This is a genomic window from Azospirillaceae bacterium (assembly GCA_028283825.1).
Taxonomy (GTDB): domain Bacteria; phylum Pseudomonadota; class Alphaproteobacteria; order Azospirillales; family Azospirillaceae; genus Nitrospirillum.
The window spans coordinates 122,011-139,758 of record JAPWJW010000001.1 but is presented as its reverse complement, the minus strand read 5'-3'; the positions used below and the strand labels follow the sequence as shown (position 1 = coordinate 139,758).

The window sequence follows — 17,748 nt, the reverse complement described above, 5'->3', positions numbered from 1 at the left end:
GATTTGTGTCAGGCGTGCAGGCGGTCCAGCGCCACCGTGTGCTGGATGCCGATGGTGCCGTCCGCCAATCGCACCTCCATCACCACCTGCGGTTCCGGCGGTTCCCACAGGATGTGGATCATGCCGAAATTGCGCTGGGTGACGGTGCCGATGGGCAGGCGGTTCGAATTGGGGCCGGGCAGGGGCCAGTAATGGGTCAGGCCGCTGCTGGTGATGTCGTAAAGTGGGTAGGGTGTGTGCTGGTCCAGGCGGCTGATCTCGCCATAGTGGATTTCCCCGCTCAGGAAGACGACACCGCCGGCGCGGGTGCGGCCGATCAGGTCGGCCAGGCGTTGGCGTTCCAAGGGGAAGTTGGTCCAGGCCTCATAACCGCGATGCCCGGCGGCGTAGGGCACGCTGGACCCGATCAGCCGGACCTTGGCCGGTCGGCGCAGCTGTTCCTCCAGCCAGCGCCACTGCGCCCCGCCCAGCATGGTGGCGGCCGGGTCCAGGTTGGGCAGATAGGGACCGAAGCCGCTGGGTGCCGTCCGTTCCGGCTCCGCATGCCGCAACAGCGGGTCGCGGTTGTAGCGCAGATCCAGCAGCAGGATTTGCACCCGCCGCTCCGGCGCGCCCAGTTCGATGGCGCGATAGACGCCGTCGGGGCGGGTGCGGCGCGGGTCGTCGGCCGGCGCCTGGAAGAAATCCAGGAACAGGGTGCGGGCCGCGTCCTTCTGCGGGAAATCGCCGCCGCCGTCGTGGACGCCGAAATCATGGTCGTCCCAGGTGGCCTCGATGGGCACCCGGGCGCGGAAGTCGCGGAATTCCGGGCTGCCGTCCAGCAGGCGGTACATCTTCGCCAGGGCCGGGATGATGCCCACCTTGGCCGTCACCGCGTCGTCGGCATAAACGGTGTCGCCCAGGAACAGGAACAGGTCGGGATCGGCGGCGGCGATGGCCGGCCAGATGTCCTGCGCCATTTCCGGATGGTCGCAGCAGCCGAAGGCGATGCGGGTCAGCAGCGGGCTGCCCTCACGCAGGCCCGCCCGGGCCAGCCGCGTGCGGGTCAGCAGGGCGGCTCCGGTGCCAGCCAGCAGGGATCGGCGGTTGAACATCATGCCCCCAACGGGAAAGTGCCCCCGCCGTTGGTGGCGGGGGCGGGTTCCAGGCTCAGTACTTGGCGCGCAGGGTGACGACGAAGGTGCGCGGGCTGCCCAGGAAATAGCGGCCCGAACTCAGCGGGTTGGTGGTCGTCAGTTCCATCCCGATGCCGGACAGGTAATGTTCGTTCAGCAGGTTGTCGACGTTGACGGCGATTTCGGTGTCGTGCAGCGGCCCCACCCAATCATCGGGCAGGCGGTATGTCGCCGACAGGCCCACCAGGGTATAGGCCGGCATGTATTCGCGGGGGTAATAGGCGGGCCCGCCGGTGACGACGGTGTTCTGCACGGCACCATAGGTGCCAGCCTGGCGGCCGACGTAGCGGGCGTTGACCATCAGGCGCAGGGGATCCAGCGGGCGCCAGCCCACCTCGCCATACAGGCTGTGGCGCGGCTGGCCCAGCACCGGGTCGCCGGCGGCGATGCCCTCCGCCGGGGTCGCCACCTTGTAGAAGGCGTCGTTGAAGGCGTAGTTGCCATACAGGTCGACTGCGCCGAACTGGGCGGTCGCCGTCACCTCCACCCCGCGTGAGGTGATGCCGCCCTGGTTCAGGAAGGTGGTGGTGGCATCGCGGCTGAAGATGTCGCCGTCCGGGTTGCCGTACTGGATGGAGATGCGGTTGTTGTAGTCGATCCAGTAGCCCTGGACGGAAAAGCCGAAATTGCCCAGGGCCCAGCGGGCGCCGATGTCGTAGTTGTTCGACGTCTCGGGCTGGATGCCCTTCTTGCTGTCGATGGCGGCGGTGCCCTCGAACACCGTGTCGGGCAGGGCGCTGAAGTTCTGCGACCCGCTGGCGAACAGTTCCAGATTGTCGGTCAGGTGGTACAGCAGGCCGGCCTTGGGCAGGATGTCGGAATGCACGCTCAATCCCCGCGTGCCGTAGAACTCCACCGGTGAGCGGTAGGTCTCATCGAAATCCTGGTAGGTCAGGCCGGCCGACAGTTCCGCCTTGTCATCGAGGAAGCGCAGCTTGTACTGGCCGTAATACATGTGCGTGTCGGATGCGTAATGGCGGTCCTGGGTGATGGAATACAGGCCGCTGTCGCTGTAGACGTCGCTTTGCGCCGCGTCGGTGACCTTGTACCAGTCGCGGGTCTTGGAGCGGTCGATGTGTTCGAACCACATGCCGACGCGCACCTCCTGGTTGTCGCCGATGCTGCCCTTGGCCTCGCTCAGCATGCCTTCGCGGTTCATCTCGTAACCACCCTTGCGGCGGGAGGCTTCGCGGTCGCCCCACTGGCTGGTGGGGTTCATCTGGTACTTGGCGGCGGCGGGGCAGCCGGCGGCCTTCAGCGCCGCGGCGCTGGTGCCGGTGGGGTAGGTCACGGCCGCCAGGGGGATCAGGGCGCCGCTGGCGCTGTGGGCGTACTGGTTGGCGTAGCATTCCTGCACCGTGCCGGTGACGCTGCCGCCCTGGGGCACGGCGCTGTACAGCTGGCCGTTGGCGGGCAGCTGGACGTAGGGCACGTAGAACCAGCCCGCCCCCTCCTCATGGTGGTAATAGGGTTTGACGGTGAAGGAGATGTTGTCCGTCACGGGCACATAGACATCGACGTGGGTGAAGTATTCCCGGCTGTCGATGCCGCGGGTGCCGCGGTTGTTCTGGTCGATGCTGGGATTGCCGGTCCAGGTGTCGGTCAGCCCGTCGGTGTTGGGATTGCTCTCGAAATTGGCCTTGTAATAAGGGGCGGTGACGGCGCGCAGGGCGACCGCGTCATAGTCGTTGTCCGCCAGGTTGTTGTAGCTGAGGCTGGCCTTCACCTTCACGCCGCTGTCGAATTCCTTCACCAGCTTGAGGTCGGCATGGTCGCGCCGGCTTTGGCCGGATTGCGCGCCGGGCCAGGTGTTCAGTTCCTCATGCGATACGCTGAGGTAACCCGTCAGGCCGCGCGCCATTTCGCCCGTGTCCAGCCGGGCGAAGGCGCGGCGATAACCCACGTCGCCGGCCGACAGTTCGACGGCACCGCCGGCCGTGTCACTAGGATCGCGCGTCTGGTAGTCGATGAAACCGCCCAGCGCCTGGTTCGACGGCGTGCCGATCTCCCCCGCCGACTGTGAGACGGAGATGTGCTCCAGGTTGCCGCCATCCAGCAGGCGCGACGGCATGGTGCCGCCGTTGGACAGGGTGGACCCGTTGGGGATGCCGTCGACCGAAATGCCGATCTGTTCCTTGTTCAGGCCGCGCATGCTGAGGCGCATGGAAAAGCTGCCGGTCATGGCGTCGCTGGACCCCACCAGCACGCCGGGCACCCGGTTGATCATCTTCAGCGGATCCAGCCCAGGCGGCTGTTCCTTGATGGCGTCCTCATCCACCACGCTGTTGGCCCGGGTCTCCCCCAGGCCCAGCTTGTGGGCGGTGATGACGATCTCATCCAGGCCGCTGTCGTCGCCCGCCGGCGACGCCGCGCCATCGGCGGCATGGGCAGCACCTGCCGCCAGCGCCCACAGCGACACCCCCGCCAGCCACCACCCACCTAACCCCATGCCCCGCCGCGCCATTTTCCGGTTCATTTCCCCAATCCCCTTCCTGGTCCCGGCCTGCGACTGCCCCGCGGCCGCCAGCGCCACCCCAATGCGGCGCGATTTGATGAAACGTTTCATAAGTTGGATTCGGGATATGGTCAATTAGCAACTTATACGTTTCATCTAAATGTCACGGACGGTAACCGGTAGGTTTTAGCCCGCGCGGCGGGCGGGAAGGGGACGCCTGGGGGTGAAGGGCGCTTAAAGTCGGGCCGGGGCCACGCTGCCGCGCTCGACATAGGCGACGTCGAACACCAGGCGGCGGCGGGACTCGCCGGGCCGGGCGATGCGCCGCAGCAGGGTGTTCACCGCCTCTATCCCCATCTCCTCCACCGGGATGTTGATGGTGGACAGGCCGGGGAAGGTCAGGGCCGCGTAGGGGATGTTGTCGAACCCGATGATGGAGATGTCGTCCGGCACGCGCAGGCCGCGCTGGTGCAGGGCCTTGATGGCGCCCAGGGCGATCAGGTCGGCGCCGACGCACAAGGCCGTGACCGACCCGTCGGTGACGGCGGCGGCCACCGACGGCTCCAGGTCGAAGGAATAGGAGTTGTGCAGGTGCCAGGCCAGGGCGTCGTGGTGGCGCAGCACCTCCGCGCTGCTGTCGGAGCGCTGGCGCGAACTGCGCACGTCGGCAGGGCCGGAAATGACGCCGACGCGACGGTGGCCGGCCTGGATCAGGCGTTCCGCCGCCATGCGGCCGCCGGAGGCCACGTCGATCTGGATGATGTCGTGCCGGGGGTTGTCGCGGTCCAGCACCACCACGGGGATGGTGTCGACCAGGCCGGACAGCGTGTCCTCATCATTGATGGGGAACCAGATCAGGCCATCGACGCCGCGCTGGACCAGTGCCTCGGCCGCCGCCCGCTCCGCCTCTTGCGAGCCCTGGGTGTCGGTGACGAAGACGCTGTAGGCGCTTTCCCGCGCGGCGTGCACCACGTTCTGCGCCAGGGCGGGGAAAAAGGGGTTGGTCAGGTCGGGCAGGATCAGGCCGATGGCGCCGGTCTTGCCGGTGCGCATGGCCTTGGCGCTCAGGTTGGGACGGTAGCCCAGGCGGGCCGCCACCTCCAGCACGTGCCGGCGGGTATCGCCCCCGACGGAACCCGCATCGTTCAAGGCGTATGAGACCGTGGCGACCGACACCCCCGCGGCCAGGGCCACGTCCTTCAAGGTCGGGCGCCTGCCGCCCGTTCCTTCATCCCGGTTCATCTGAATGCACGGTCCTTAATCGTTCGATCCGGGCCGGGACGAACGTACCACCCACCCCCGCCGGCCCGCCCATTGGGTGAGCTGGCGGGGCCGGTGTCAAGCGATGTGGTGGCAAGAACGAATGAAACGTTTCATTTTTATTGCTGTGCCTCGATCGCATCGCTGTACTGGACCAGAAGGCGCTTACGGTCGATCTTGCCGAAGCGGGTCAGCGGTATTTCGGCCACCGTGCGGATGTGATCGGGCAGCTTGTAGGTCGCGACACCCCGCGCCCGCAGGAAACCCTTCAGGTCGCGCAGGCTGGGTGGTGCTTCCAGCGGCCGGATGAAGGCGCAGGACGCCTGGCCCAGTTCCGGGTCGGGCACGCCGATCACGGCGACCTCGCGCACCAGGGGATGGTCGATCAGATGGTCCTCGATCTCGATGGCGGAGAACTTCTCCGCCCCCCGGTTGATCTGGTCGCCGGCGCGGCCCTCCACCACCAGATGTCCGGCGGCAAGGCGGCGCACCATGTCGCCGGTCTTGTAAAAACCGTCCGGGGTGAAGGCGCGCTCGTTCACCTCGGGTGAGGCCGCATAGCGGCGGATGGTGTAGGGGCCACGGGTCCACAGTTCGCCGACCTCGCCGGCCGCCACCTCGGCCCCCGCCTCATCGACGATACGGATTTCATCGTCGGGCGACAGCGGCCGGCCCTGGGTGGTTTCCACCAGGTCGATGGCGTCGTCGTCGCGCGTGAAGTTCAGCAACCCTTCCGCCATGCCGAAGACCTGCTGCACCCGGATGCCGAAGACCTCGTGCAGGCGCGCCGCCAGGGACGGGGCCAGTTTCGCCCCGCCCACCTGGATGACACGCAGGCTGGAAAGGTCGGTGTCGTCGAATTCGCGCGCTTCCAGCCACAGCGCCGCCAGGGTGGGAACGGCGGCGGTGATCGTCACCCGGTGTTTCGCGATCAGGGTGAAGACCGACGACGGGCTGGGGTCGCGGGCCAGCACCACGGTGCCGCCGGCCGCGAAGGTGCCCAGGATGCCGGGACAGGCGAGGGGGAAGTTGTGCGCCGCCGACAGGCTGACCAGATAGACGGTGTCCTCATCCAGGCCGCACAGCTCGGCGCTGGCCCGGGCGTTGTACTCATAATCATTATGGGTGCGCGGGATCAGCTTGGGCAGTCCCCCCGTGCCACCGGAATGCAGGAACAGCGCGACCGCAGCCGGGTCCGGCGCCGCGAACCGTTCGGCGTCCACCGCCCGGCCCAGCAGATCGTCGTAGCGGGTCGCCGCCGGGTCGTCACCAGGGTCGCCGACCACCAGGATTTGACGCACCGTCGGTGCCGCCTCGCGCACGCGCCGCGCCAGCGCCCGGAAGTCATAGGTGGCCATGACGTCGGGGATGGCGTAGGCGACGGCACCCGATGCGCGCGCCAGGTGGCCGACTTCCTGCTCCCGGTGTGTGGGCAATACCATGACGGGGATGATCCCGGCGCGGATGGAGCCCAGCAGCAGGGCCACCAGTTCGACGACGTTGGGAAGTTGCAGGATCAGGCGGTCGCCGGCGTTCAATCCCCACTGGCGTAGCGCCGCCGCCGCCCGGTCCGCTGTGTGGTCCAGTTCGGCGTAGCTGAGCCGGCGTCCGGCGGAATCGATCAGCGCGATGCGGTCAGGCGTAGTCCGGGCCCGTTCCCGCACGGGGGCGGTCAGGTCGATCCCGCGCCAATAGCCCAGCGCGCGATACCGTGCGGCCAACTCGGCCGGCCATGTCGAGGGGGCGATTTCAGCCATGATGAATCCTAAGGTTCACGGATGCCGCGGGCGTGTCGGCTGTCGCGGGCGCGCCGCGCAGATAGTCGAGGATGAGGCGGTTGACCTCCTCCGGCCTCTCCAGGTAGCCGTAGTGCCCCGTGTCCGGCACCTCCACGTACCGAGCGCCGGGGACGACGTCGGCCACCTCCCGGCTCAGCCGGGGCGGGATGGCGGCGTCATCGGCGAAGCCGACGGCCAGCAGCGGCACCGCCACCTTGCGATAGGCCGGGCGGCGGTCGCCCAGGTCCGCCGAGATCTGAAGCTGGGCCTTGTGGCCGGCGCTGATGCGGCCGTCATTGAAGGCGAACATGTCTAGCCAATCCTGGGCGGTGCGCTCATCGCGCAAGGTGGCCGGCGACAGGTACTGCAACGCATCGATGGCAGCGCGATAGTCCGCCGGCGGGGGGACGGCCTGGTCGGCCAAGGCGATCTCCCCCAGTGTCATGGCCCGCTGCACCGGTTCCAGCCGGGCGTGGGCGGCCAGCGCCACCACGCGGGCGACCAGGTCGGGCCGGGCCAGCGCCGTTTCGACCACGATCCGGGCACCCAGCGAGGTGCCGATGAGGGTAACCTTGCCGCAGCACAGATGCTGGATCAGCCCGACGACGTCGCCCACCATGTCATCCATGGTGAAGCCTTGCGCGCACTCATCACTGGGCGGGATGCCCCGGTTGGTGAGGGTGACGACCCGGAACCCGGCCGCCCGGAAGGCCGGCACCTGGTGCAGGTGCCAGACGCGGCCCGGGCTGCCGGTGCCCATCACCAGCAGGATGGTCTCACCCGTCCCGCCCGTATCCTCATAGGCGATGCGGATGCCGTTGATCTGTGCGACCGTCATGCCGGTTTCCTCAAGCGGGGCACCAGGAAGCGGCTGACGCTGCGCAGCTTCTCCCGCGTTTCCTCCAACTCGCGCTCCGCGTTGGATTGCGAGATCAGGCCGGCGCCGGCGCGCAGCCAGGTGGCGCCGGCCCGCTGGTACACCGACCGCAGCACCAGGGCCGCGTCCAGCGCGTCCTGGTGATCGACGGTCAGCACGGCGCCGCTGTAAAGGCCCCGGGGGGATTGCTCGCGCCGGACGATCTCCACGCACGCCTGGCGCTTGGGAATGCCGGAGGCGGTGACGGCGGGAAAGACGCTGCCGAACGCGTCCCAGCAACTGGCGTCGGGGCGCAGCCGGCCACGGACGTACGAGGCCATGTGCTGGACGCTGCCCCGTGCCACGACGTGCATGAAATCTTCCACGACCACGCTGCCGTCGGCGCTGACGCTGGCGATCTCATCCTGCGCCAGCTTCACCGACAGGGCGTGTTCGTAAATCTCTTTCGGATCGGCCAGCAACTCGTCGCGCAGGGTTGCGTCGGTGGCGGGCTGGCCGGTGAGCGCCCGGGTTCCGGCCAGCGGCTGCGTGGCGATGGCGCCGGCCGGGCTGACCTCGATGATGGCCTGCGGGCTGACGCCGGCGGCGGCGATGCCGCCCAGCCGCAGCAGGAATGAGCGCGCCGGCGTGTTGTTGCGGCGCAGCGCCTGGTAACTGCCGACCAGGTCGACCTCCCCCGCCACGGGCACGGAGCGGGAAAGGATGACCTTGCGCAACCGGGTGCCGTCGATCACTCGGATGGTGTCGGCGGCGGCGGCCAGATATCCACTGGTGTCGCTGACCTCATCGACCAGGACGCGCTCGGGACGCTCCTCCGGCCGCGCGTCGCGCAGCGCCTGTTCCCACAGGGTCGCGAGGGCCGGATCGGCCACCCGCATTTCCGCCTGTCCGGATTGCAGGTGGACCTCATGGCGCGGCACCGACAGGTGCAGCAGCGTGCCGGCGTCCTTCGGGATCGGCAGGCCGTGCAGCAGGCAGGAGAATTCGAACGCGGCCCAGCCGTAGGCGCGCCACTGCGGGTCCGGCAGGCCGTCAGCCTCGGCCAGGCCCGCCAGTGCCGCCTGGATCTGTTTGAGGGGGCGGTCGCCCAGCGGTTCGGTGCGTGTGCCCCGGGAGGTCCTGAGGTGCAGGCCGGTCTGGTCCAGCGTCAGCACCACGGCCTCACCCGCCGCGAACAGGATCTCCCCATCTTTCTCATACAGGACGTAGGGCATCGACGCCGCATCGGGCGCTGCCGGCGGGTTTTCCTGCATCGTCGCGGCCAGGGCGCCGGCCGCGGTGATGATGTCGACTTCCAAGGGGACGACATGGCGGGCTCTGGCTTGGGTCGCACCAAAGCTGTTCACGGCCATCTCGGGATCCTCCTTCCTCTTATTGGGATTATTGGGACTGGCGTCAATTGGCCCGGCCCGACGGGCCCTGGGCGATCCGGTCACGCAGCGACTTGGGACGCATGTCGATCCAGGTCCGGTCGATCCAGTCCAGGACCTCCTGTCGCGGGGCGCCGTCGGGCGCGCCGTAGACGATGGTCCAGCCCTGGGGAACGGCCTTGAAGGCCGGCCAGAGGGAATGCTGCTCTTCAGCGTTGGCGAGGGCGTAGAAGGTGCCGGTGGCGTCGTCGAACGGGTTGCTGCTCATGGGGGTGCGTCCCTGGCGTGGTGGTTTGGCTTTGAGGATCAGGCCATGACGGTGGCGTAGGGGGCGTGGGCCCCCTGGGTGCCGCGCCCGCCGTCGGCCACGACGGCGTTAAGGATGTCGGCGGACCGCATGGGCACGTTGGACAGCAGTGCCGAGGATAGGCCGTGGCTGTGCTCCACGCCGCCGTTGAGGTAGATGCGCCCGGCCACGGGAAGACGCAGGCCATAGTCGCGATCCACCACCGGAAGGTCCCCATCGAATGCCCCGGCGGCGTCGATGGTGGGGCCGAGCAGGTCACGGACGCTGGACGGCTGGAACCCGGTGGCCAGCACGACGGCATCGACCTTGATCTGCGCGCTGTGCCGGTCGCCCAGGTCACGCAGGGTGACCGTCACCCCGTCGAGCGCCTCCTCGAACCGCCCGATTTCCGTGGTCCGGTGGATGTGCAGGCGCCGGGTTCCCCGGACGGATTCATCATATTCCCGCCGGTAAAGCTCGTTGATCAGGTCGGCATCGACGGCGGAGTAGTTGGTCAGCCAGTGGCATTCCAGCAGCCGCTGCTTCAGGTCCGGCGGGGCGGTATAGAACTCATCCACCGCGGCGGGATCGAAGATGCGGTTGGCGTAGGGCGTGTCGTCGGAGGTGGAGTAGCCGAAGCGCCGGAGGGCGGCGTGGACCTCCGCATCGGGGTAGGTCTCATGCAGGTATGCCGCGACCTCGGCCGCACTCTGTCCGGATCCGACGACCAGGAAACGCCGGTTGGTGCGGGACGGAATCTTGGCCAGGTTGGGCAGCAGCTCATGATTATGGAACATTCGGGGGCCGGGTACGATGCCCGGCGGCAGGACGGCGCGCAGGCCCATGCCCATGACGATGTTGCGCGCCGTGACGGTCTCCGCAGCACCGGCGCGGGTGGCCGTCGTCACCACGAAACGACCGGCCTGCCAATCGATGCGGGTCGCCGCCATGCCATAGGACACCGGCAGGGACACCCGTTCGGCCGCCCAGACAAGATAGTCGTGGAACTCCTGGCGTGTCGGATAGAAGGTCTTGAGGTTGATGAAGTCCGACAGTCTTTTCCGGTCGTGCAGATAGCTCAGGAAGGTGTAGGGGCTGGTGGGCGTCCGCAGGGACACCAGGTCCTTGAGGAAGCTGATCTGCATGGTCGTTCCCGGCAGCAGCATGCCGTTGTGCCAACCGAAGCGGGGTTTTGATTCGATGAAGCGGGCGGTCAGCCGCTGATCGCGCGGCAGTTCCTGGTTGCCCTCTTCGATGGCGATCGCCAGGCTCAGATTGGACGGGCCGAACCCGATGCCCAGCAGGTCGACGTCGGGAAGGCCGGCGCCCTTCGGCGCCTGATCTGACGGTATGGCGCGCACGGCAAATTCCTCAGTCCGGGGCATGTGGGGTCCGTTCGTTTCGCGGCTTGCGGCGTCAGTCGGAAGAAACGTCACATCGGCCTCCTACGGGGCGGCGGGTTTCAGGGCGATCACACTTGAAGTCGGGCCAACCTGGTTTTCGGGGCTGGGGATATGGGGGAACGCCGGTCCGTGAAATCCGGGTGGATTTATCTCGAAGGCCTTGGGGGAGACATGGCCCCGCACCGGAAGCATGGTCGGGCACTGGCGTCAGAAGCGTGATCGCAATCCCATTATGAATGCAAATGCGAATTACTATCACTATTCTATAATGCAAACGGGACGGTTCCGTCTAGATAATTCATGCGGGGCGTTGCGAAAATCGCGCGCCGTCCCGCGTCTCTCCCCCCAGGGTTGCGCACCCGTCACGTCGTGGGGGCGGGGCCATCGATTTTACCGTCGAACAGGACATGCGGCCGGCCCTGGGAACAGCGCTCGATCCGGGCCGCGACGTGATAGCAGGCAGCCAGGGTCTCCGCCGTTACCGCCGCTTCCGGCGGGCCGGTTGACACCAGCGCGCCGTCGGCCAGCAGGACGACCAGATCCGCCCAGCGCAGCGCCAGGTTCAGGTCGTGCAGCACGACCAGGACGATCATGCCCTCCGCCCGCGCCGTCTCCTGCACCGCCGCCATCACATCGATCTGGTGGCGGGGGTCCAGCGCGCTGGTCGGCTCATCCAGCAGCAGGATGCGGGGGCGGCGCACGATGGCCTGGGCCAGGCTCACCAGCTGGCGCTGGCCGCCGGACAGCTCATCCAGGGTGGCCAGCGCCAGGGGGCCGATCTCCAGCCGTCGCAGCACGGCGTCGGCCTCGGCGTGGAAACGGGTGTCCGACCGTTCCCCGGGCGGCGGGGACACGCGCAGCGCGGTGATGACGGACTCGATCACCGTCAGCGCCACGCCCTGGGGCAGGCTCTGCGGCATGTAGGTGACAAGGCGCGCCAGGTCGCGGGGCGCCAGCCCCAGCAGGGATTGTCCGTCGTAGCCGACCTCCCCCTTGGCCGGCAGCAGGCCTGCCAGGGCGCGCAACAGCGTGCTTTTGCCGGCACCATTGGGACCGATCAGCGCCGTGATCGTGCCCGCCGGCAGGGGTGGCAGCGACAGGTCGTGGATGACCTGCCGCCGGGGATAACCGACACCCAGGCCTGAGACGTGAAGGGCCTTTTCCGTCATGCCGGACGCTCCCTCAGGATCAGGGTGACGAACAGGGGAATGCCGACCAGGGACGTGACGATGCCGATGGGCAGCAGGACGCCGGGCACGATCAGTTTGCTGGCCAATGAGGCCAGGGACATGATGATGGCGCCCGTCAGCACGCTGGCCGGCAGGAAAAAGCGGTGATCCTCCCCCACCAGGAACCGGGCGATATGGGGGCCGACCAGGCCGATGAAACCGATGGTGCCGACGAAGGCGACGGCCAGTGCCGCCGATAGGCTGATCCGCAGCAGGGTGACGAAGCGCAGCCGCGCCACCGGCACGCCGAAGCTGCGCGCCCTGTCCTCACCAAAGCGCAGGGCCGTCAGCTGCCACCGTGCGCGGAACGCGGCGGGGTAGGTGATGGCCAGCGCCACGGCCAGCAGGGCGATTTCCGGCCAGCCGGTCCGCGAGATCGATCCCATGGTCCAGAACACGAACTGCTGCAACGCCGTGTCGGACGCCACGAACTGGACCAGCGCCACCAGGGCGTTGAAGGTGAAGACCATGGCGATGCCGAACAGCACCAGCCGTTCCGCCCGCGCCCCGCGCCGCGAGGCCACCGCCTGCAGCAGGAGCACCGATCCGAAGGCGAAGACGAAGGCGTTGGCGGGAACCAGCCAGCTCGCCGGCAGGAAGGGCAGGCCCGCACCCAGGATCATGGCCAGCGCCGCCCCGAAAGAGGCGGCGGATGAGACCCCCAGGGTGAAGGGACAGGCCAGCGGGTTGTCCAGGATGGTCTGCATCTCCGCCCCCGCCAGGGCCAGGGCGGCACCCACCAGGATGGCGGTCAGCGCCTGGGGCACCCGCACGCCCCACAGGATCAGGCGCCCGGTCCGGCTGGCCCCATCCAGTCCCAGCAGTGCCTTGACCGTCTGCTCCACGCCTAGGCTGGCGGGACCGGTGGCGATGTCGAGGATCAGGGCGATGAGCAGCAGACCGGCCAATGCCGCGATCAGCAGTCGGCGGCGGCGCAGCATCCGGCGATAGCCCGTCGCGGGTTCCGGGGGCGTTGCCTGGTGCATGTCGATCACCTGGGTCATTCGTGCCGGGGTCATGCGGTGACGGCCGATATGCCGACCTCGGCGATGGTCTCCTCGCTCATCCCCCGCCGCCAGTGGGAAAAGGCGATCATGCGGGATGCGGGCACGCCGATGTTGGTGCGCAGATAAGTCCGCATGTCGCGGAAGGTCGAATATTCGGCCCCCACCCAGCAGAAGACGTCGTCGCGGCCGGCCGGAAAGGCCACGGCCCGCAAGGCATCGGACAGCAGCGGGGTGGTGCCCGGTGCCGCGCCATCCCGGTGCAGCCAGCGGATCTCCACGCCCGGCGGCCCGGCGATCATCTGTTCCTCCGCCGCGTCGGCGACCTCGACCAGCGCTACGCCCGTGGCGGTGGCGGGCAACCCTTCCAGGATGCGGGCGATGCCGGGCAGGCCCGTCTCATCCCCCGCCAGCAGGTACCAAGCCGCCGGCCGCAGGCCATAGGCGGCGGGCCCCAGTATGCCGACGATGTCGCCCGGTGCCGCGTTCGCCGCCCAGGATGAGCCCGGGCCCGTCCCCTCATGGATGACGAAATCGACGTCCAGCGTCCCCGCCGCCGCGTCGATGCGCCGGATGGTGAAGATGCGGGAGGTGAGTTTGCCGGCGTCGGGCCAGACGATGCGGCCGTTGTCGTCCAGGTGCGGCCATTGCGGGGTGGCGACACCCTTGGCCTGGAACATCAGGCGGCAGTGGATCTGGTCGGGGGCGGCATAACGCGCCAGATCGTCGCCATGGAAGGTGACGCGGCGCAGGCGTGGTGTCGGCGCCTGGACGTGGGCCACGGTCAGGACGCGCAAGTCCGGCGGCAATGCCGCGCCGGCCGTGTCGCCCGTCCAGGCGATCTCCAGGTTTTCCGGGCGGGCGACGAAATCGAGCAGGCCGGTCAGGTCATGCTTCAGGCGGTTGAAGTCGGTCCGCGTCCGATGCCTCCACGAACAAATCCAGCGCCGCCGGCCTGGCGCGCATGCGCGCGGCACCGAAGGACGAGGTGATGGCGTGGCCGTCGCCATCGGCCTGCAGTTCCATGTTATGGGCGGAGAAAGAGTGGATGAGGGTGTCGAAATATTTGGCGATGTTGGGGAAATGGATGGTGGCCTGGGCCTTGAGATGCGGCATGCGTTTTTTCTTTCGTGTTCAGTGCGTCATCCGCCAATGCGGTGGCGGTAGGGGTTTATTCAGTTGCCCCTCAAGCGCCGGGCGCCCGCATCCGCGGGCTGGGCTTCCTCAGTTTTCAGTCCGCTACGCTCCCCGAAAACTTCCGGCGGACGCGATCGCGTCCTACAGCGGTACGGGCTGAAGGCTCGCACCGCTGGTATCAGCCTCCGTCGCTCGTTGTTCCGGGCGGCGTCAGGCTCAGCCAGCAGGGACCCGGCAGCGGCTTTGCCAGGAAACGCCGGTTGATCTCGGCCAGCGTGGCGGCGGGGTCGAAGTCCTTGAACTTGTCCGGATGCAGCCACTTGGCCGCGATCTCGACGAACAGGATGTTGAGCGGGGCGACGGCGATCAGGCCGGTCCAGATGCCGTGCACCCGCCCGTCACGGACGGCGGGCAGGGTGTCCAGGCCGGTGCGCTGGGTCAGCCGGCGCAGGCCCGCGCGCGCCGTTTCGGGGTCAAGGCCGGGACCGATGCCGGGCCGCATGCCCGTCCCGAACGCCCCGCCCGACGCGATGTAGACCGCCGGCGCCTCGGCCATCAGCTGTTCGGTGGCGATCTTGGCGTACCAGGATGCCGCGACCGCGGACAGGTTGGCGCCGCCGGCCCGGGCCAACAGGTCGCCCCAGATGTGTTGCCCCGCCGCCCAGCAGCAATCGTCGTAGGTGGATTGGACCTCAAGATAGGCCTTGGTCGGTGGCGCGGCACCCAGCCGGTCCTTCACCCGGGCCAAATGTTCCTGGACAAAGGCGATGTACGCATCGGCCTTTTCGCCCCTGCCCAGGATGGTGCCCCACATCCTCAAGGTCCGGGCCATGTCGTTGAAAGGATCGCTGGCCGTTCCCGTGCCGGATGGCCGGTTGCTGGCGGCGTTGCTGAAGATCACGGGGATGCCTGCCGCGTTGAGGCGCCGGGTCAGGGCGCCGTTGCCTAGTTCCGGCTCCACATAGGCGGTGGCCACCACCAGGTCGGGCTCCAGCGCCAGGATGCGTTCGACCGACAGGGTGTCGGCGGTCTGGCCGCCGACAGCCGGGATGGGGCGCCCGTCGGCCCCCATCTCGTACTGCCGGCGCACCAGGTCGCTGTCGAAGGTGTCGACCCCCGCCCAGCCGACCACCAGGGCCGACGGGTCGGGATGCAGGATCGCCATGCCCAGCACGTCGCGGGCATCCAGCAGCACGATCCGCCGCACCGGTCCCGGCAGCGTGACGGTGCGGCCGACCGCATCGATCACGGTTCCGGCCGGGGGTGGCGCCCCCATCGCCGAAGACGGGATGAGGGCGGCGGCCGTGCCGAGAAGGAGGAAGGCGCGACGGTGAAGGTGCATGGGATCCCGCCGCCTCACATCTGGTAGCGCAGGCCGACCAGCACCTGCGCGCCATTGCCGTACTGGCAATAGAAGTTGGACGTGCAGCTGGAATAGTAGACCCGGTCGAAGATGTTGGTGGCGTTCACCGTGGCCTGCATGCCGTTCAGGCTGGGGCTGAACTTCCGCAGGTCGTAACGCACCGCCGCGTCCACCAGGACATAGCCGTCGGCCTTGATGGTGTTGGCGTCGTCAGCGTAGCTGCTGCCGACGAAGCGGACGCCGCCACCCAGGCTAAGGCCGTCCAGCAGGCCGCTGTCGATGTTGTAATTGGCCCAGACGGAACCGTAGTAGTCGGGCACAGCCTGGGGCCGCTTGCCCAAGGTCGTCGCCACCGTCGTCTCCGTGACCGCCGTGTCCAGCAGCGTCAGCGCGCCGATCAGTTCCAGGTTCTTGGTGATGTTGCCCCGCGCCTCGAACTCAAGGCCACGGGACCGCACCTCACCCTGCTGCACGTTGAAGCCCGGGACGGCACTGGGCGTCAGCACGTTCGTCTGCTCGATATTGAAGGCGGAAACGGTGAACAGCGCCTGGATGAAGGTCGGCTCATACTTGACGCCCACTTCCCACTGCTTGCCCTTGGTCGGCTTGAAGGCCGTGCCGTTCACGTCCACGCCGACGGTCGGCTCGAACGACGTGGAATAGCTGAAATAGGGGGCGACGCCGCTGTCGAATTTGTACAGCAGGCCGGCGCGATAGCTGGCCGCGCTTTCCGACTGGCTGGTGGTGGACCCCGCCAGGCGGCTCAGGGTGTCCTCGTCCGTCCAGTCGTTACGGGCGCCCAAGGTGGCCTGCAGGCCGCCGAGGCGCAGCTGGTCCTGGATGTAGGCGCCCGTCTGCTCCAGCGTCTGCCGGCTGTTGAGGTAGGTCATCAGGGCGGGAACCGACACGCCGTACTGCGGGTCGGTGACGTCCAGCGACGGCGCGCCGCCGAAGCGGTATTCCCAGTTGCTCACCGAATGCTGGTAGTCGACGCCGGCCAGCACCGTGTGCCCGATGGGGCCCGTCTTGAAATCGAATTGCGCGTGGTTGTCGGTGGACACGCCGCTGACATCCTCGATCGACCGGACGGCCTGGCGCGCCAGGATGCCGGTGTCGGACAGGGCCGCCGCCATCTGCATGCTCTGGAAATCCAGGTCGATGCCGGAATAACGCGTCTTGGAACTGAAGCTGACGACATCGTTGAAGCGGTGGTCGAAGCTGTAGCCGACGCCGTATTGCTTGCGGTTGTAGCTGTCGAACTTGGGATCGCCCACGTTCAGGTCGCGGTTCAGGGCCGATTGATAGGCCGTCGGCGCCAGCGAGCGCATGTAGATCGAGTTGAAATAGCCGCCGCTGGGATCGTACTGGTAGAAGCCGCGCAGGGTCAGCTGCGTGTTGGCGTCCGGCTGCCACTTGATCGCCGGGCTGACGGCCAGCCGTTCCTCCTTCACGTCGTCATAGCGCGTGTCGGCGCGGCGGCCGACGGCGCTCAGGCTGTATTGCCAGTGGCCTTCGGGGTCGATGGCCCCCTGGGTGCTGACGCCGCCCTGCAGGCGCGCCTCGCTGCCGCCTTCGATCCGGGCTTCGGTGTGGGGCGTGGCGGTGGGCGCGCGGCTGGTCTGGTTCACCAGGCCGCCGGGGCTGGTCTGGCCATAAAGGATGGCGGACGGCCCCTTCAGCACGTCGATGCTGTCCAGCAGGAAGGGGTCGACCGAGGGCAGGGCGAAGGCCTGGCCCCGGGGCAGCTTCAGGCCGTCCAGGAAATCCACCACCCGGGTGGCGGTGCCGAAACCGCCGAAGCCCCGGATGAACAGGCTGTCGAAGCGGCTGTTGGTATCGGGGGCGGACAGGACGCCCGCCGTGTAGTTCAGCGCGTCCTTCACCGTCTGGGGATTCTGGTCGTCCAGCTGCTTGCGCGTGACCGTGGTGACCGACTGCGGGGTCTCAAGAACCGGCGTGTCGGTCTTGGTGGCGCTGGTGGTGTCCGCCTTCAGATAGGCGTCCCGTGTCGACTCGACCAGGGCCTCATCCTCCACCCGGACCGCCGGCAGGGTGATGGATGATTGCTGGGCGTAGGCCGCCATCGGGCACAGAATCGCGGACGCCGTGAGCAGTTCCGCGCACAGCCGCTTTGAGATTACCCCCACCATTTCTTTTGGATCCCTTCTCGTTCGTTCGCCTGGAGGAGCGCACGCGTCCCCATTATGCGAATGCGCATCATTATCGATAGTAACTTCTATAAAACAAACGGAACGATCCCGTCCAGATGTTATATGCTGTCGGTGTTAATGGCGATGGCCAGGTGGCGGCGCGGTACGAATGTCAGGGGTTTAGGCGTTGGCGACACGTCGCCCGTCTGTTAGGACGGATATCTGTCGCGCGCCGGCCCGCAGCCGGATTGGGGACGAAAA

The 17,748-nt window shown here is 67.9% G+C and carries 14 protein-coding genes; all 14 read right to left on the bottom strand.

Annotated features, from left to right (window positions below; translation table 11 throughout):
• Positions 1 to 8 precede the first annotated feature (8 nt).
• The 14 genes from PW843_00375 to PW843_00310 all read right to left on the bottom strand — a co-directional run bounded on the left by PW843_00375 (position 9) and on the right by PW843_00310 (position 17,421).
• Complete coding sequence (locus PW843_00375) at positions 9 to 1,097, bottom strand: alkaline phosphatase D family protein (GenBank protein MDE1145061.1); 1,089 nt, start codon at positions 1,095 to 1,097, stop codon at positions 9 to 11.
• 52 nt (positions 1,098 to 1,149) lie between these two features.
• Entirely contained in the window at positions 1,150 to 3,624 is a 2,475-nt protein-coding gene (locus tag PW843_00370) for a TonB-dependent receptor (protein MDE1145060.1), read from the bottom strand.
• Between the two features lie 240 nt (positions 3,625 to 3,864).
• Positions 3,865 to 4,824, bottom strand: coding sequence for a LacI family DNA-binding transcriptional regulator (locus tag PW843_00365; GenBank protein ID MDE1145059.1), 960 nt, complete (start codon positions 4,822 to 4,824; stop codon positions 3,865 to 3,867).
• 185 nt (positions 4,825 to 5,009) lie between these two features.
• Positions 5,010 to 6,647 (bottom strand): AMP-binding protein, encoded by a 1,638-nt coding sequence (locus PW843_00360; protein ID MDE1145058.1) that lies wholly within the window; start codon positions 6,645 to 6,647, stop codon positions 5,010 to 5,012.
• Positions 6,640 to 7,506: an alpha/beta hydrolase gene (locus PW843_00355; protein ID MDE1145057.1), complete on the bottom strand. Its 867-nt coding sequence runs from the start codon at positions 7,504 to 7,506 to the stop codon at positions 6,640 to 6,642. Before PW843_00355 ends, PW843_00360 begins: the two co-directional genes overlap by 8 nt.
• Positions 7,503 to 8,897 carry a salicylate synthase gene (locus tag PW843_00350; protein ID MDE1145056.1) on the bottom strand — a complete coding sequence of 465 codons (1,395 nt, stop codon included), beginning with the start codon at positions 8,895 to 8,897 and terminating at the stop codon, positions 7,503 to 7,505. The genes PW843_00355 and PW843_00350 overlap by 4 nt, the downstream gene beginning before the upstream one ends.
• 43 nt (positions 8,898 to 8,940) lie before the next feature.
• Positions 8,941 to 9,183 carry an MbtH family protein gene (locus PW843_00345; GenBank protein MDE1145055.1) on the bottom strand — a complete coding sequence of 81 codons (243 nt, stop codon included), beginning with the start codon at positions 9,181 to 9,183 and terminating at the stop codon, positions 8,941 to 8,943.
• 38 nt (positions 9,184 to 9,221) lie between these two features.
• Positions 9,222 to 10,562, bottom strand: a complete 1,341-nt coding sequence (locus PW843_00340) for a SidA/IucD/PvdA family monooxygenase (protein ID MDE1145054.1) — start codon at positions 10,560 to 10,562, stop codon at positions 9,222 to 9,224.
• Positions 10,563 to 10,966: 404 nt separating this feature from the next.
• On the bottom strand, positions 10,967 to 11,773 hold the full coding sequence (locus tag PW843_00335) for an ABC transporter ATP-binding protein (protein MDE1145053.1): 807 nt from the start codon (positions 11,771 to 11,773) through the stop codon (positions 10,967 to 10,969).
• Positions 11,770 to 12,837 carry an iron ABC transporter permease gene (locus tag PW843_00330; GenBank protein MDE1145052.1) on the bottom strand — a complete coding sequence of 356 codons (1,068 nt, stop codon included), beginning with the start codon at positions 12,835 to 12,837 and terminating at the stop codon, positions 11,770 to 11,772. Before PW843_00330 ends, PW843_00335 begins: the two co-directional genes overlap by 4 nt.
• Positions 12,838 to 12,848: 11 nt before the next feature.
• Entirely contained in the window at positions 12,849 to 13,814 is a 966-nt protein-coding gene (locus tag PW843_00325; protein ID MDE1145051.1) for a siderophore-interacting protein, read from the bottom strand.
• The gene (locus PW843_00320; protein ID MDE1145050.1) at positions 13,726 to 13,953 is read right to left on the bottom strand and encodes a DUF2218 domain-containing protein; all 228 of its coding nucleotides are present in this window, start codon (positions 13,951 to 13,953) and stop codon (positions 13,726 to 13,728) included. Before PW843_00320 ends, PW843_00325 begins: the two co-directional genes overlap by 89 nt.
• A 199-nt stretch (positions 13,954 to 14,152) precedes the next feature.
• Positions 14,153 to 15,316, bottom strand: coding sequence for an ABC transporter substrate-binding protein (locus PW843_00315; protein ID MDE1145049.1), 1,164 nt, complete (start codon positions 15,314 to 15,316; stop codon positions 14,153 to 14,155).
• A gap of 14 nt (positions 15,317 to 15,330) precedes the next feature.
• Positions 15,331 to 17,421: a TonB-dependent siderophore receptor gene (locus tag PW843_00310; GenBank protein MDE1145048.1), complete on the bottom strand. Its 2,091-nt coding sequence runs from the start codon at positions 17,419 to 17,421 to the stop codon at positions 15,331 to 15,333.
• Positions 17,422 to 17,748 lie beyond the last annotated feature (327 nt).